We start from the raw sequence: 14,345 nt of genomic DNA, 5'->3' as shown, positions 1-14,345 counted from the left end.
GCTATCTTTTTATGGTCGTATGGCCGCTTCTCACCGTGCTCTTTGCCAGCATCACCAATGGCGATGGTTTTTCGCTCGATGGGTTTGCGACGTTTTTCTCCTCGCGCCTTTATTACGGCACGCTGCTCAACAGCCTGATGGTCACGGTTTGTGTAACGGTCCTCGCTATCCTGATCGCCTTTCCTCTCGCCTATTTCATGACCATGTTCCGCATTCCGGGCAATCGCGCCATTCAGGTGCTGATCCTGGCCTCGATGATGTCCCCGCCCTTTATCGGTGCCTATTCCTGGATCCTGCTGCTCGGCAACAATGGCCTCATCACCCGCTGGTTCAAGGATATGGGCCTTGAAGTCCCCAGCATCTACGGCTTCACCGGCATCGTTCTGGTGTTGACCCTGCAGCTCGTGCCGCTGATCTTTACCTATCTCATGGGTGCCTGGCGCACGATTGACGTGTCCTTGCTTGAAGCTGCCGAAAGCATGGGCATGACTGGCTGGCGCCGCGCCATCATGGTCATCACGCCCCTGCTGCTGCCCACCATTTTGGGCGGAAGTCTCCTCGTCTTCGTTCGCGCCTTTGCCGATTTCGGCACCCCGATGTTGATCGGGCAAGGTTTCCGTACCATACCGGTGCTGATCTATAGCTCTTTTGTCGGTGAGGTCAGCGTCGACCGGAGCTTTGCTGCTGCCGTTGCCGTGATCGTCATTGCCGTGACCCTCGCGGTATTCTTGATCCAGAAGTTCATTGTCGATCGCCGCACCTTTTCCATGACCGCCATTCGCTCGATCGAATCCACGCGGCTTTCCGGCTGGAAGGGGTGGGGCGTCTACGCTTATGTTTATGGCTTCCTAATCTTGGCACTGGCCCCGCTCGTGGTGGTGGTCATCAGCTCGTTCCGCAACACCCTTTACGGGCAGTTTGTGGAAGGCTTTTCCACCCGCAACTATGTCACGGCCCAGCGCGACATCTTCCGCTACATCACCAACACCTTCAGCATCGGACTGACGGCGCTGGTTCTGTTGGTGATCATTGCCGTTCTGGTGTCCTACCTGACGGTTCGCCGCAAGGGCGTGCTGACTGGCGCACTCGATACCATGACCATGGTGCCCTATGTCGTGCCCGGACTAATCATCGGCATCGCGCTGATCACAGCATTTAGCCAACCTCCAATGGTGCTGACCGGAACATTTGCTGTCATGGTACTGGCATTTGCCATTCGCCGGTTGCCCTATTCGGTGCGCTCTACCACAGCGCTGATGTATCAGTTCAGTCCCAGTATCGAGGAAGCGGCGGTAAGCCTTGGTGCATCCAAGTTCCGCACCCTGCGGCAGGTCATCGTTCCAGCGCTCCTGCCAGGCATCGTCTCGGGTGCCGTGCTCAGTTGGGTCACCATCATCACCGAACTCAGCACCACGCTGTTTCTCTACAATACGTCCACCCAGACCCTGTCCCTCGGCATCTATGCCCAGGTTATCCGCGGACAATTGGGGACGGCCGCAGCGCTCTCAACCATCTTGCTTGTTCTGACTATGGCCTCACTTTTCCTGTTGATGCGCCTGACAGGCAGCGGCAAAGAAATCAGGATCTAGAGGAAAGAGCACTTTGTTGAAGCGCTCCTGCGACTTCGTCGTAAGTTGTTTCTGTGAAAGGCGGACTGACAGCCTGCAGTCGGTGAGCTAGCCTTCCGTTTGAATTTGTACGATGTCCGCCTTTGGAACGCTAGAAGTCGGCTGCGAACGGCCGGAATGGGGCGCGTTGCAGACTTCACAGTGGTTGGAACCACGATCACCTTTTGTGAACTTGCCGAGTATGGATTAATGGTGCGAACCGGTCTTAGTCACAAAAACTGTGCTCGCGCCAGTTGATGGGGGCATCGACCAACATTCCGCTTTACGAAACACATCAAAAGAGAGCGCCGACAACAGTGGCGATCCGTCGTCTAATTTGGTAGGCAGAACATCAATCAGGTCAGGTAGCCATTATGCGTGAAAAACTTCAAGTATGGGCAGCTACAATATTGTCTGTTTTGATGGCGATGTCTTCAAGAGAACCTCCATTTTCCTAGGAATCCCGGTCAATCTTATAATTACGTGGTTCCTATACTGCCGGAGATGGGCGATAGGTCGAGCGTATCGTTGCCGATGACTTCAGCCGGCGGCTTGGCTTAAAAAATGTTGGCTGAGCCAGTCGGGCGATCAGGACAGAACAGGTGCTCGCTAATGTACGGATCTACGCCGCTTAGGGGCAGTGCCAATTCACACCCGCAAGGGTTCAAGTTTCGTCTGTTGAAACGCTGCATCCTATGGCGCAGGTAGATCAAAAGCGGATTTGCCTGGGTGCAAAAGATGGAACCGGACGGCCGCAGCAGCAGAGGATATGGCAATGCGTGTCGTCGAGATAATGAGGGCAGGTGGCCCTGAGGTTCTCGAGATTGTAGAACGTCTGCTGCCTCAGCCGGGACCAGGAGAGGTGCTGGTGCAGGTGCTCGCGGCAAGCGTCAATCGTCCTGATATCCAGCAGCGGCGTGGGCTTTATCCACCGCCGCCAGGCGTAACCGATGTTCCAGGCCTAGATGCTGCGGGAAGAGTTGTTGCGGTCGGCGAAGGTGTCGCGAGGCCTAGGGTCGGGGACGCGGTCTGCGCCCTCGCCAATGGCGGTGCCTACGCAGATTTTCTCGTCGTCCCCGCGATCCAATGCATGCCGGTCCCGGCCGGCTTGAGTTTTATTGAAGCGGCGTCCCTGCCCGAAGCGTTCTTCACCGCCTGGAACAACATCATCTGGCTGGGGCGACTGGGCGAGGGCGAAACGCTGCTGGTGCAGGGCGGCACAAGCGGCGTCGGCATGGCGGGCATTCAGATGGCGAAGCTGCTCCGCAACGCCCGCGTCTTCGCTACCGCCAGCAGTGCCGAGAAACGCGCAGCGTGTCTCGAATTGGGTGCCGATGCGGTATTCGACTATCGCGAGGATTGGGCAAGCGCCATCCGGGCGCATGCCGGCGAACACTGCCTCGACGTCGCGCTTGACGCCCAGGCTGGGCCTTATGTCCAGCAGCAGCTTGATCTCATGGCAATGGATGGCCGTATTGTCTTCATCGCCAGCCATCAGGGCGAGACTGCAGAAGTCAACATCCGCGATCTTGTTCGCCGCCGACTGACGTTGACCGGATCGACGCTGCGACCACGCAGCTCCGCCTACAAGGGCAGTATCGCAACAGCCCTGGTGGAGGAGGTCTGGCCATTACTGGAGTCCGGAAAAATAGTCACGCGCGTCCACGCCGTCTTCGCGCTCGATGAAGTCCGCGAGGCCCACGCTTTGCTCGATGCCAATGAACAGCTTGGGAAGGTCGTGCTGGTCATGGACCAAGCACAGGCTGCCGAGCGACCCTAGATCGCTCCCAGTTCCGACACGTCTACCGACATGTTCCTGGACAGGCGGCCAAGGTCGTCCGAGATGGCCACTGCCGCTGACTGAAGCACGGGAACGAAGCGCTCGCAGGCTTCCTGTTCCGAGGCAAAGGCCGACTTGAAGTAGGTCAGCCCCAGGCTTGCCAGCACACGGCCCTCCTGGCTGATGATCGGCACGGCAATGGTGTTGGAATTGCGCGGCTCGACAAAGGAAGCGCGCGTTGCATAGCCTGCCTTGTGCACCTGGGCCAGCAGGCGTTTGACCTCCTGCGGATGGTGGCTGAGGCCGTCCTCGGGGTCCTCCGACTTGGCCAGCGCTTCGAGGATCAGGTCGCGCTCCTCGCTTTCGATAAAGGCCAGATAGGCCAGGCCCATGCCACGCGTCAGCATCTGCAGGCGCCGGTTGACGGTGCTGTGAAATGGCGAGACCGGACTATCCGGCACCGTGCTGAACCGTACCACCATGCTGGTATAGTCGGGGAGGGCTATGGCGATGGGCCATTTGTGCTTGCGGGTAATGGCGAGAGCCCAGGCGCGGCCTGCTTCAACGACCAGCGGGCTCTTGTGGTAGCCCGAACTGAGCGAGGTCACCAGGGCGCTGACCTGATATCCGCCCTGCCGGGAGTCGTTTTCGACATAGCCGGCTTCTTCGAGCGTCTTGAGGATGCGGACCAGCGTCGGCTTGGGCAGGCGGGTGCGGGCATGGAGCTGGGCGATGGTGTTGATGGGCTGCTGGTTGAGCTCCAGCAACACGTTGAGACACCGCTCGATGGATCGAATCGACATCGCTTGTCCTCCTCCGAACTACGACTTTCGTTTCGCTGCGCGAAACAGGGAGGACTATAAGTTGAGGATCGCGCGCGTCAACCACTATGCCGACACTGGATCATGCGGAGAGTTATCATGGGCACAAGTCAGGAAAATCGGGAACAGGCGCGCGGCTTGATGGCAGGCGTGGACGAGGCAGCAGCGGCTCGCGTCCTGAAGGGTGCCCTCGACCTCCATGTCCATTCCGGTCCATCCACCATGCCCCGGCAACTCGACCACATGCAAGCCGCGGAAGAGGCTATCGCGGCCGGCATGCGCGGCGTCCTGTTCAAGGACCATCACTATTCATCGGCGCCCATCATCCCCATGATGGAGCGGCTGATCGATAAGCCTGACTTCGCGATGTATTCGGGCCTGGTGCTCAACAATTCCACCGGCGGGTTCAATCCCTACGTGGTCGATGCGCAGATCAAGATGGGCGCCAAGCTGATCTGGATGCCCACCGCGCAGTCGGCCAACCATATCCGCAGCTCGCATCGCAAGTCGCGGCTCGTTTCCAACGTGAAGCTGCTGGACTCGCCGCTGCTCAGCGTAGTCGATGAACTCGGCAACGTCCTCGACGTGGTCAAGCAGATCCTCGATCAGATTGCCGAGGCGGAAGTGATCCTGTCGTCGGGGCATTTGCATGTCTGGGAAATCTGGAAGCTGTTCGACGAAGCGCGCAGCCGCGGCGTCAAGCGCCTGCTGATCAATCACCCGATGTATGGCCTGCACTTTACCTATGAAGACATCGCCGAATTCGCCAAGCTGGGCGTCATCGTCGAGCAGTCGGCCGCCATGTATGTCGACTCCCGTTTCAACGTCTATTCGCCGAAGGAGCTCAAGGAGCATATCGATGCGGCGGGCGTTGCCAATTCTTCCATCGGCTCGGATTTGGGTCAGGTCGACAATCCCACCCCGGTCGAAGGCATGCGGCAGGCCGTAAAGCTGTGCCTGGCACTGGGCTACAGCGAAGCTGAAGTGCGCACCATGGTCGTCGACAACCCGGCTCGGCTGGTCGGTCTGGCCAACTGAGCCAGACGCTGGCAGGCAGCAAGAAGCCGGGGTGGTCTCGCCACCCCGGCTTTTTCATGCATTCGGCAAGCGTTCAGGCTTCGCGCAGGGGATAGTCATCGGCATTGAGGACCCAGCCGGGCTTGCTCGAAAAGTCCATGCGCGGCGGCGAGAAGATGTCGACCAACTGGTTGACCTCCGGCCCCTCGGCAGTTGTGGTGTGGATGGATGGCGGCGGGATCACGCAGATCGATGGCGACTTGCAATAAAGATGCTCGTCCTCGCGCCACTCATTCATGTCGGTGGTCCAGGGCCAGCGCAGGTGATGCGTGAAGGCGCCGGTCAGGGCCAGTGAACACTGTTCGAAATCGTCATGGTGATGGGGCGAGACATTGTCGCGCGCCCGCGGCCCGACACGGGGGGACAGGAAGTTCACCATGAACGTGGTGCAGCGATAGATGCGCCCGAAGCGCGCGGGATCGTCGGGCACGTCCAGCGTGTACCATTTGAGCTTGAGGCCGCCGGGGGGCTCCGGCCATGCCTCGAACGGTGGCACGTTGGGATGCGTCCCGGAAAAGGCGGCTGCATTGGATGCCGCCCCGGCAAGATCGGTCGATCTGGGCGTGAAGAGCTGCACGATGGTCCCGGCCGTCAGCATGCGCACCGTGCTCCTGCCGGGCGGCACGAACACGACCGAATAGCCGGGCACCTCCTCGGTACCGGCATCGGTGGTGATCTCGACGCGCGTCTCTGCATCCGGGATGATCATCGCATATTCGTCCGGCTGGTCGACGCGCTCGAAGGTGCCGTCCTTGTGGGCCTTGCGGTATACGATGACGAAGTTCTGGCCGCGGCCGATCCAGGTTTGGCCATTGGCGTCGCTGAGCTGCGGCGCCGTGTCGTAGAACAGGGCCAGTTGCGAACCGAAGAAGCTCTTGTGTACCCGGGTATCTGACCCCTTCTGTCCTCCAGCCAAAGCGGATCGCGGATCGCTCGCATTATACATGTCGATTCCTTTCAAGATGTCTGCGGCTCGGGTCAGGCGGCCAGCGGCGCCTGCTTTTTCAGTCCCAGGATTTCGCGCGCTTCACCGGGGGTCGCGAGCCGGCCACCCAGTTCGCGAACGATGCGGCCGGCCTTCTCGACCATTTGTGCATTGCTTTGGGCCAGCACGCCCTTTTCGATGTAGATGTTGTCCTCGAGCCCGACGCGGATGTGTCCGCCCAGGAGCCAGGCTTGCGCCAGAATGGGATATTCGAAGCGGCCGACCCCGGCGCCGCCCCAGTTGCAACCGGGCGGCAGGATGCTCTTGAGATAGGCCAGCGTCTCCGGCGTGGCGATGGCGCCATAGCGGACCCCCAGCACGATCTGGCAGAACACTGGAGCCTCGATCGTGCCCTGCCGCACCATGTCGTTGAGCAGTTGGATGTCGCCGCTGTCAAAGACCTCGACCTCGGGCCGCACACCGGCCGCCCGAATCCGCTCAGCCATGATACCGAGATTGGTCGGCGTGTTGATCACCACCGACGTGCCCGAATACATGGTGTTGAAATCGAGGCTGCAGAGTTCGGGCCGCAGGGCCTCGATATGGGTCACGCGCGGCTCGGGCCGCATCAGCGTGGTTCCTGGCGCCGCAACGCTGGGATTGTCGTCGCTGGGTATGAACCGCTGACCGGGGCCGGTGGTAAGATTGATCACCACATCTTCGTCGGCGGCCCGCAGCCGCTCGACCACCTCGCGATAGTGGTGCAGTTCCATACTGGGCCGGCCATTGTCGTGGCGCACGTGCACGTGGATGATTGCCGCGCCGGCCCGCACGGCCTCAAGCCCGGCATTGGCGATCTGCTCGGGCGTTATGGGTAGGTAGGGCGTCTGCTCCAACGTGGTAATGTTGCCCGTCACCGCGCAGGTAAGAATGGTAGGATTGGCCACAGTTCTGGTCCTTGGAAATGCCGCGTCGCAGCTTGATCTCGTGGCTAAGTCCCATTCACCTCCTTTGGTCCGCAACGGCATTTGGCACGCGTTTCGCTTACAGAAACGACCCCGCAGCGTTTCGCTGAGAGAAACGCAGATCGTTCCGCATCGAATAGGGCAGACTTCGGCGTGTAGAAGGTGCGCCATCGAGGAGATGACCATGACCGAACAGCGGCCGCATTTTTCGACCTTTCGCGATCGCCTTCATGCGCGGCAGCGCATGTTCGGCACCTTTGTCAAATTGCCCACGACGCAGGTCATCGAAATGCTGGGCCAGATTGGCTATGATTTCATCATTATCGACCAGGAGCATGCGCCCCTCGACCGAACCACCACCGATCTGATGATCCTTGCGGCGCGCGCGTCCAACATGGCGCCGATCGTACGCATTCCGGAGTTCACAGAGTCCAACGTGCTGACCGTGCTCGACTCCGGCGCGATGGGCATCATGGTGCCCCATGTTGCTTCGGCCGAGAGAGCCGCCGCAATTGCCCGCGCTGCCCACTATACTGGCGGCAGCCGTGGCTTTGTCGGCCTTTCGCGCGCCAGCAACTGGGGCAGTGCCGGCCCGGTGCATCACATGCAGTTGCAGGACAGCCAGATTGCGGTGATCCCCATGATCGAGGATCAGCAGGCCATTGACGTTGCGGGTGATATTGCCCGCGTCGACGGTATCGATGCCCTGTTTATCGGGCGTGGCGATCTCACGGCTTCGTTTCGCGATGACCCCGATGCGGCCACAAAAGTGGCCGAGATCAGCCGGCGCGTTGCAGCGTCCACCAGGGACGCCGACAAGCCGCTGATGATGCTGCCCAGCACGAAGGCCGATCTGGCCTTTGTTGAATCGCTGGGCGCAACGGCGATGGTGATTTCCAGCGACCATGGCTTTATCCGTAACGCTGCCAGTGCTGCACTGAAGGAATTCAGCCACTAAGGCGCCAGAACTTGGGGAGGTCGAAAATGGCCGGACTAGAAATTCCGGCGCTGAATGCGCCACGTAGGGCCTTGGTGACAGGCGGCAGCAGCGGGATCGGCATGGCCACCGCTGCGCGGCTGGCCGCCTTGGGCACGACGGTGATCGTGGGCTATAATAGCCGGGCCGAAGCCGCCGACGCGGTGATTGCGGGTCTCGCGGGCAGTGGCCACACGGCCATGCGCATCTCGATGGAGGATTCGGCCTCCATGACCGAAGCCGCGGCCTTCATCGAACGCCGCTTCGGCAGTCTCGATGCACTGATCAATTCCGGTGGCGCAACGACGCCGGTTCCCGCCGCAGACCTCGATGCCCTCACCGACGACATCTTCGATCGCACCGTGATGGTCAACCTGCGCGGTCCCTTTGCGGTGATGCGGGCCTTCCGTCCCCTGCTCGAAAAAGGGCAGAGCGCCTCCATCGTCAATGTATCGTCCATTGCCGCCCGCACCGGCATCGGCAGCAGCCTGGCCTATCTTGCCGCCAAAGCCGGGGTCGACGCGCTGACCATCGCACTGGCCAAGGTGCTGGCCCCCAAAGTGCGGGTTTTCTCGATTTCGCCGGCTGGCGTTGACACCGGGTTTGTGCCGGGGCGCTCGCGTGAACAGTTGGAAAAGACCGCCGAGCGTCTGCCGCTGGCCCATGTCACGACGCCCGACGACGTGGCGCGCGCGGTGGTCGCCTGCATTGTCAATCTCACCAGTTCGACCGGCATCGTCGTACCGGTGGACGAAGGGCGCCACCTGTGAAGCCGTGTCGCGATCACCTGACGGAACGCATCGTCTCGCAGGTTGCTCGCGCAAGGCTATGATCTAGTATCGCGCAATATCTCCCCTCAGGGCGCTCAAGCAGGCAGCAATGGACAAGTTGAAGTTCTATATCGACGGCGCATGGGTCGAACCGGCCGGTGCTGCGACCGCCGGCGTCACCAACCCGGCGACCGAAGAAACCGTGGGCCGCATCAGTTTGGGGTCCGCCGCCGATGTCGATCGGGCCGCCAGGGCTGCCCGCCGCGCCTTTGCGAGCTATTCCGCGACGAGCGTCGAACAGCGGCTGGGCTGGCTGCGTGGCATCATTGATGGCTTCCGTGCGCGCCTGCCGGAACTGGCGCGCACAATGACGCTGGAAATGGGCGCCCCGATCACCTTCTCGACGGAACGTCAGGCAACGGTTGCGCTGTTTCACTTCGAGGAGGCGGCGCGTGTGCTGGCCGGTTTTCCGTTCGAGGAACGGATGGGGCCCGGCATTGTCCGGCACGAACCGATTGGCGTCTGTGGCCTGATTACGCCCTGGAATTGGCCACTTAATCAGGTCGCCTCGAAAGTCGCGCCGGCAATGTCGACCGGCTGCACCGTGGTTCTCAAGCCCAGCGAAATCGCGCCGCTAAGCGCCATGATCCTGGCCGAGATCATCCATGACTCCGGCCTGCCGGCTGGTGTGTTCAACCTCGTCAATGGCGACGGCCCCACGGTAGGCGAAGCACTGGCCTCGCACCCCGAAATAGACCTCGTTTCCTTCACCGGTTCGACCGGCGCCGGCATCCGCGTTGCAACGCTTGCAGCGCCGACCGTCAAGCGGGTGGCGCAGGAACTCGGCGGCAAGTCCGCCAACATCATCCTGCAAGATGCCGATATCCGCGCTTCGGTGATGGCGGGAGTACATGCGTGCTACACCAATGCTGGCCAGAACTGCCAGTCGCCGACCCGCATGCTAGTGCATGTGTCGCAGCGCGAAGCCGCTTTCGATGCCGCGCGCGCCGCCGTGGCGACGATCCGGCTGGGTGACCCGATGCAGCCTGAAACCACGCTTGGGCCGCTGGTCAGCCAGGGCCAGTTTGACAAGGTGCAAAAGCTCATCCAGTCCGGGATCGACGAAGGTGCGACCCTGGTCGCAGGTGGTTTGGGCCGTCCGGCCGAGATCAACCGCGGCTACTATGTCCACCCCACGGTGTTCGGTGACGTCACGCGGCAGATGACGATCGCGCGCGAAGAGATATTCGGGCCTGTCCTTTCCATCCTCGCTTACGACACCGAGGACGAGGCCATCGACATCGCCAACGACACACCCTTCGGCCTTGCCGGTTTCATCCAGTCCGGCGATCCCGATCACGCACTCAAGCTCGCCAAGCGCATCAGGGCAGGGCGGGTCTATCTCAACGGCGCGCCATTCGACCGCAGCCTGCCCTTTGGCGGCTACAAACAGTCGGGCAATGGGCGAGAGTTCGGCATCTACGGCTTTCGCGAATATCTCGAGGTCAAGGCCGTGCTCGGCTATCCGGGTTGAGGCGCTTCAGAGGAGGAGAATGCAGGTGAAGATTACGCAGGATTTGGTGCAGGGCGCGCTCTTTTCCATCATCGGCCTGGTTGCTCTTGTGATGGCGCTGCAATTTCCCCTGGGCACGCCCAACCGCATGGGACCGGGATTTTTCCCGGTCGTCATCTCGGCGCTGCTGCTGCTGACCGGCATTGCCATCCTGATGCGGGGGCGGCTCGGCAAATCCGAAGTGATCGCCATGTCTCGCTGGTGGCCCATCGCGATCGTTACCGTCGCAATCATCGTCTTTGGCTTCCTGCTCGACAAGCTGGGACTGCCTGTCTCCGTGCTGCTGCTGTGCATCGGGGCGGGCACGGCCAGCATCACCTTTGCGCTCAACTGGAAAGCCGTTGCCGGCGCCGTGGCCTTCTCGGCCGCATGCGGGCTCTTGTTCGTAACACTGCTCGGCCTGCCCATTCCCCTCGTTGGGTCTTGGCTGCAGGTCCTGGCCGTCCGCTAAGGCATCGAGGTCGACATGGACATTTTCAGCGGGCTCCTGCTCGGCTTTCAGACCGCGAGTACCCTCACCAACTTCGCCTACTGCTTTGCGGGCGTGCTGCTGGGCACCGCGGTGGGCGTGTTGCCGGGCCTCGGTCCAATTGCCACCATCTCGATGCTTCTGCCGTTCACGTTCGGGCTGCCGGTCGACACGGCATTGATCATGCTGGCGGGTATTTTCTACGGCTCCCAATATGGCGGCTCGACCACTGCCATCCTGATGAACCTTCCCGGCGAAGCTTCTTCGGTCGTGACCACGCTCGACGGCCACGAAATGGCCAAGCAGGGCAAGGCCGGGAGGGCTTTGGCCGCCGCCGCGATCGGCAGTTTCTTTGCCGGGACCATCGGCACGCTGTTTATCGTCATTGCCGCGCCGGTTCTCTCCAGCATGGCCCTGAGCTTCGGTCCCACCGAATATTTTTCGCTGATCGTGCTTGGCCTTGTTACCTCCATGGTACTGACGTCCGGCTCGCTGCTCACCGGCTTCGGCATGGTCCTGCTCGGCATGCTCCTTGGCATGATCGGCACCGACGTCAATTCTGGTGCCGCGCGCTACACATTCGGCTCTCCGGATCTTCTCGACGGTCTCAACTTCGTGGTCATCGCCACCGGCATCTTTGGCTTGGGCGACGTCCTTGCCAACCTCGAAAACGAGCGCTCCCGCTCTGCTACTGTCGCCAAGGTCAGCTCGCTGTTTCCCACTCGCGAGGACTGGAAACGCATGTCGGCGCCGATCGCGCGCGGCACCGGCATCGGCGTCCTGCTCGGCGTGCTCCCCGGTGCGGGCCTGCTGCTCTCCTCCTTCTCCGCCTATGCGCTCGAAAAGAAGATATCGAAGCATCCCGAAATGTTCGGCAAGGGCGCTATCGAGGGTGTTGCGGCGCCGGAGGCCGCCAATAACGCCGCCGCACAGACGGCCTTCATTCCCATGCTGACACTTGGTCTGCCGGGCACTGCCACAATGGCCCTGATGATCGGTGCACTCGTTGTCCAGGGCGTCCAGCCCGGGCCTAATATTCTGAGCGAACAGCCGGCCCTGTTCTGGGGCCTGGTGGTTTCGATGTGGATGGGCAATCTGATGTTGCTTATCCTCAACCTGCCCCTGGTGGGCATGTGGGCCAAGCTGATTTCCGTGCCCTACAAATATCTCTTCCCGCTGATCTGCGTCTTCACTGCCATCGGTGTGTACAGCATTCGCAACAGCGCCTTCGACGTCTATCTCATGGCGCTGTTCGGCGTGCTGGGATACGTGTTCCGCAAAGCCGGCGCCGAGCCCGCCCCGCTCATCCTGGCCCTGATCCTGGGGCCGATGGCCGAGGAATACCTGCGCCGCTCGATGCTGATCTCCCACGGAAATGCCGGCGTGTTCTTCAGTAGCCCGGTCAGCATGGGCACGCTGCTGATTGCCGCTGTGCTGCTGGTTTCCATCCTGCTCCCGGGCTTTCGCAAGCTGCGCCAGGAAGGCCTCCAGGAAGTCGACTGACCCTTTTTGCCAAGATGAGGACGAGCTATGCAAACCAGTAGCGACGCACGGCTGCAGGACCAATTCGATCGCACCGAACTCTTCGACCTGGTGCGCCGCGAACGCTTCGCGCGCGACCAGCGGCGGTTCGACGTCATGGCAGCGTGCTTTCACCCTGAAGCCTACGTCCGCACCAGCTGGTACGACGGCACCGGCGGCGATGCCTATGTGGCGGCCACCCGGAAATGGATGAGCAATACCGGCAATTCCAAGCACTGGGTTTTTCCCGCCTTTGCACAGATCCGCGGGGATCGGGCAACAGTCGAGAGCCCGGCCATGATTTTCAACCGGGCCAGGCTCGAAGGCATTGAGATCGACTTCCAGGTATACTGCCGGTTCTTCTCACGCGCCGTGCGGGTGGCCGGCGACTGGAAACTCGCGAGCTTCCACGTGTTCTTCGAACGCGACATCATGATGCCGACACTCGCATCCGACGCGCTGCCGGTCGACCCTGCGCTGCTCGATACGATGCGCCCGTCCTATAAGTTCCTGACCTATATCCAGCGCAGCCGCGGCGTGATGGTCAACCAGGATCTGCTCGGTGACGATCGTCCTGACGAACTCGCCCAGTTCCATGCCAGGGAGGAGCGCTGGCTCGGCGGCGAGGGTGGCGTTTCGTGAGGTGAAATGCCATCGGTGTTGAATATCGAGGTAGGCACCAGTGCGCTAGATGTCACTACAGCCAAGACCCGGCAGGGAACGGGTGGCAGGAGGAAAACATGAAAAGACGCGAATTCATCGTTCTTGGGAGCACAGCAGGATTGCTGGCGTCCACTGGAATGTCGTTTGGTCAGGATGCCTGGCCCACCAAGCCCGTAACCGTCATCTCGGCCTACCCGCCGGGCGGCACCAGCGACATCCTGGCGCGACTTGTCGCTGACATTCTCACCAAGGAATTCGGGCAGCAGTTCGTGCTCGAAAACGTGGCGGGCGCCGCTGGGGCCTTGGCCGGTGGTCAACTCGCCCGTTCGGCGCCGGATGGCTACACGATCCTGGTCAGCGGCAGCGCGCCGCTGGCGGCCAACAAGGTGGTGCAGTCCAACCTGGCCTACGATCCGCAAGCCGATTTCGAGCCGATCACCGTGTTTGCCGAAAGCGGCGCGCTGATCACCGCCAGCAAGAACGCGCCGGCCAAGACGCTGACTGAACTGTTCGACTATGCCAAGGCCAACCCGGGTATGGTCAATATCGGCAATCCGGGAGCCGGCACCAAGGGACATATCTGTGCAGCCCTCATCGGACAGCAGATGGGGATCGAGTTCAATCACGTCCCGTACAAGGGCTCGCCGCCGCTGGCAGCCGACATTTTGGGCGGCCATATCGACTTCTCGGCCGACGCGCCTGCCAATTACATCCAGCACATCAAGGATGGCAACATCGTCGCCCTGGCGGTGACGTCGGCATCCCGCATCCCGGAGTTGCCTGACGTGCCGACGGTCGCCGAGCAGGGGCTTCCCGGCTACAATCAGACCCTGTGGTTCGGCATTGTCGGCCCCAAGGGCATGCCTGCCGACATCGTCGCCAAAATCAACGACACCCTGCGCGCCTGGGCACTGCTGCCTGAATCGCAGGCCTTGCTGACGTCGCTTGGCGTTGTCGCAGTGCTGAATTCGCCCGAAGCCATGGCCGAGACCGTGCACTACGAGATCGAGGCCATACGGCCGTTGGTCGAGGCCGGCCTCGTCCTGCCCACCTGACCCGTTTCGCTCTGCCAGTTGGTCGATAACGCCCCTTCGATGGGGCGGTATCTCTCTGATGAACAGGCATTGCGTTTGATCAGAGAAATCTGGCGTAGGGGCTTCCCCGTCGCAACAGGTCGCTTGGCCGGACGGGCAAAAAT

The 14,345-nt window shown here is 61.3% G+C and carries 13 protein-coding genes; 10 read left to right on the top strand and 3 right to left on the bottom strand.

The features are described 5' to 3' along the window. Positions 1 to 11 precede the first annotated feature (11 nt). Both JI748_RS11780 and JI748_RS11775 read left to right on the top strand, forming a co-directional pair. Positions 12 to 1,589, top strand: coding sequence for an ABC transporter permease (locus tag JI748_RS11780; RefSeq protein WP_201630848.1), 1,578 nt, complete (start codon positions 12 to 14; stop codon positions 1,587 to 1,589). 793 nt (positions 1,590 to 2,382) lie between these two features. Further along, positions 2,383 to 3,387: an NAD(P)H-quinone oxidoreductase gene (locus JI748_RS11775; RefSeq protein WP_201630846.1), complete on the top strand. Its 1,005-nt coding sequence runs from the start codon at positions 2,383 to 2,385 to the stop codon at positions 3,385 to 3,387. On the opposite strand, the gene JI748_RS11770 is transcribed toward JI748_RS11775, so the two are convergent. Next, positions 3,384 to 4,190 (bottom strand): helix-turn-helix domain-containing protein, encoded by an 807-nt coding sequence (locus JI748_RS11770; RefSeq protein ID WP_201630844.1) that lies wholly within the window; start codon positions 4,188 to 4,190, stop codon positions 3,384 to 3,386. The genes JI748_RS11775 and JI748_RS11770 overlap by 4 nt on opposite strands. A 117-nt stretch (positions 4,191 to 4,307) precedes the next feature. On the opposite strand from JI748_RS11770, the gene JI748_RS11765 reads away from it, so the two are divergent. Beyond that, complete coding sequence (locus tag JI748_RS11765) at positions 4,308 to 5,246, top strand: DUF6282 family protein (protein WP_201630842.1); 939 nt, start codon at positions 4,308 to 4,310, stop codon at positions 5,244 to 5,246. Positions 5,247 to 5,319: 73 nt separating this feature from the next. On the opposite strand, the gene JI748_RS11760 is transcribed toward JI748_RS11765, so the two are convergent. Next, positions 5,320 to 6,231 (bottom strand): cupin domain-containing protein, encoded by a 912-nt coding sequence (locus JI748_RS11760; protein WP_201630841.1) that lies wholly within the window; start codon positions 6,229 to 6,231, stop codon positions 5,320 to 5,322. A 32-nt stretch (positions 6,232 to 6,263) separates the two neighbouring features. Beyond that, positions 6,264 to 7,157, bottom strand: coding sequence for a BKACE family enzyme (locus JI748_RS11755; protein ID WP_201630840.1), 894 nt, complete (start codon positions 7,155 to 7,157; stop codon positions 6,264 to 6,266). Positions 7,158 to 7,359: 202 nt separating this feature from the next. Here JI748_RS11755 and JI748_RS11750 point away from each other — a divergent pair, with 202 nt between their 5' ends. From JI748_RS11750 to JI748_RS11720, 7 genes are all read left to right on the top strand, one after another. Next, positions 7,360 to 8,133, top strand: a complete 774-nt coding sequence (locus JI748_RS11750; protein WP_201630839.1) for an HpcH/HpaI aldolase family protein — start codon at positions 7,360 to 7,362, stop codon at positions 8,131 to 8,133. 26 nt (positions 8,134 to 8,159) lie between these two features. Beyond that, positions 8,160 to 8,921 carry an SDR family NAD(P)-dependent oxidoreductase gene (locus JI748_RS11745; RefSeq protein ID WP_201630838.1) on the top strand — a complete coding sequence of 254 codons (762 nt, stop codon included), beginning with the start codon at positions 8,160 to 8,162 and terminating at the stop codon, positions 8,919 to 8,921. Between the two features lie 109 nt (positions 8,922 to 9,030). Further along, positions 9,031 to 10,455, top strand: coding sequence for an aldehyde dehydrogenase family protein (locus JI748_RS11740; RefSeq protein ID WP_201630837.1), 1,425 nt, complete (start codon positions 9,031 to 9,033; stop codon positions 10,453 to 10,455). 25 nt (positions 10,456 to 10,480) lie between these two features. Continuing rightward, entirely contained in the window at positions 10,481 to 10,945 is a 465-nt protein-coding gene (locus JI748_RS11735) for a tripartite tricarboxylate transporter TctB family protein (RefSeq protein ID WP_201630836.1), read from the top strand. 15 nt (positions 10,946 to 10,960) lie between these two features. Next, a complete protein-coding gene (locus JI748_RS11730; protein ID WP_201630834.1) occupies positions 10,961 to 12,466 on the top strand; it encodes a tripartite tricarboxylate transporter permease in 1,506 nt (501 codons plus the stop codon). Positions 12,467 to 12,493: 27 nt separating this feature from the next. Beyond that, complete coding sequence (locus JI748_RS11725) at positions 12,494 to 13,126, top strand: nuclear transport factor 2 family protein (RefSeq protein ID WP_201630825.1); 633 nt, start codon at positions 12,494 to 12,496, stop codon at positions 13,124 to 13,126. Positions 13,127 to 13,224: 98 nt separating this feature from the next. Then, a complete protein-coding gene (locus JI748_RS11720; RefSeq protein ID WP_201630823.1) occupies positions 13,225 to 14,202 on the top strand; it encodes a Bug family tripartite tricarboxylate transporter substrate binding protein in 978 nt (325 codons plus the stop codon). Positions 14,203 to 14,345: the final 143 nt, after the last annotated feature.

Source organism: Devosia rhizoryzae (assembly GCF_016698665.1).
Lineage (GTDB): Bacteria > Pseudomonadota > Alphaproteobacteria > Rhizobiales > Devosiaceae > Devosia > Devosia rhizoryzae.
The sequence above is the reverse complement of the archived record's forward strand: the minus strand, read 5'-3'. Positions and strand labels throughout refer to the sequence as shown.

Excerpts from the sequence above, each read along its gene's own strand:
- JI748_RS11730 (WP_201630834.1), top strand. The coding sequence starts at position 10,961 with ATGGACATTTTCAGCGGGCTCCTGCTCGGCTTTCAGACCGCGAGTACC.
- JI748_RS11745 (WP_201630838.1), top strand. The coding sequence starts at position 8,160 with ATGGCCGGACTAGAAATTCCGGCGCTGAATGCGCCACGTAGGGCCTTG.
- JI748_RS11780 (WP_201630848.1), top strand. The coding sequence starts at position 12 with ATGGTCGTATGGCCGCTTCTCACCGTGCTCTTTGCCAGCATCACCAAT.
- JI748_RS11750 (WP_201630839.1), top strand. The coding sequence starts at position 7,360 with ATGACCGAACAGCGGCCGCATTTTTCGACCTTTCGCGATCGCCTTCAT.
- JI748_RS11720 (WP_201630823.1), top strand. The coding sequence starts at position 13,225 with ATGAAAAGACGCGAATTCATCGTTCTTGGGAGCACAGCAGGATTGCTG.
- JI748_RS11725 (WP_201630825.1), top strand. The coding sequence starts at position 12,494 with ATGCAAACCAGTAGCGACGCACGGCTGCAGGACCAATTCGATCGCACC.
- JI748_RS11760 (WP_201630841.1), bottom strand. The coding sequence starts at position 6,231 with ATGTATAATGCGAGCGATCCGCGATCCGCTTTGGCTGGAGGACAGAAG.
- JI748_RS11765 (WP_201630842.1), top strand. The coding sequence starts at position 4,308 with ATGGGCACAAGTCAGGAAAATCGGGAACAGGCGCGCGGCTTGATGGCA.
- JI748_RS11775 (WP_201630846.1), top strand. The coding sequence starts at position 2,383 with ATGCGTGTCGTCGAGATAATGAGGGCAGGTGGCCCTGAGGTTCTCGAG.
- JI748_RS11740 (WP_201630837.1), top strand. The coding sequence starts at position 9,031 with ATGGACAAGTTGAAGTTCTATATCGACGGCGCATGGGTCGAACCGGCC.
- JI748_RS11770 (WP_201630844.1), bottom strand. The coding sequence starts at position 4,190 with ATGTCGATTCGATCCATCGAGCGGTGTCTCAACGTGTTGCTGGAGCTC.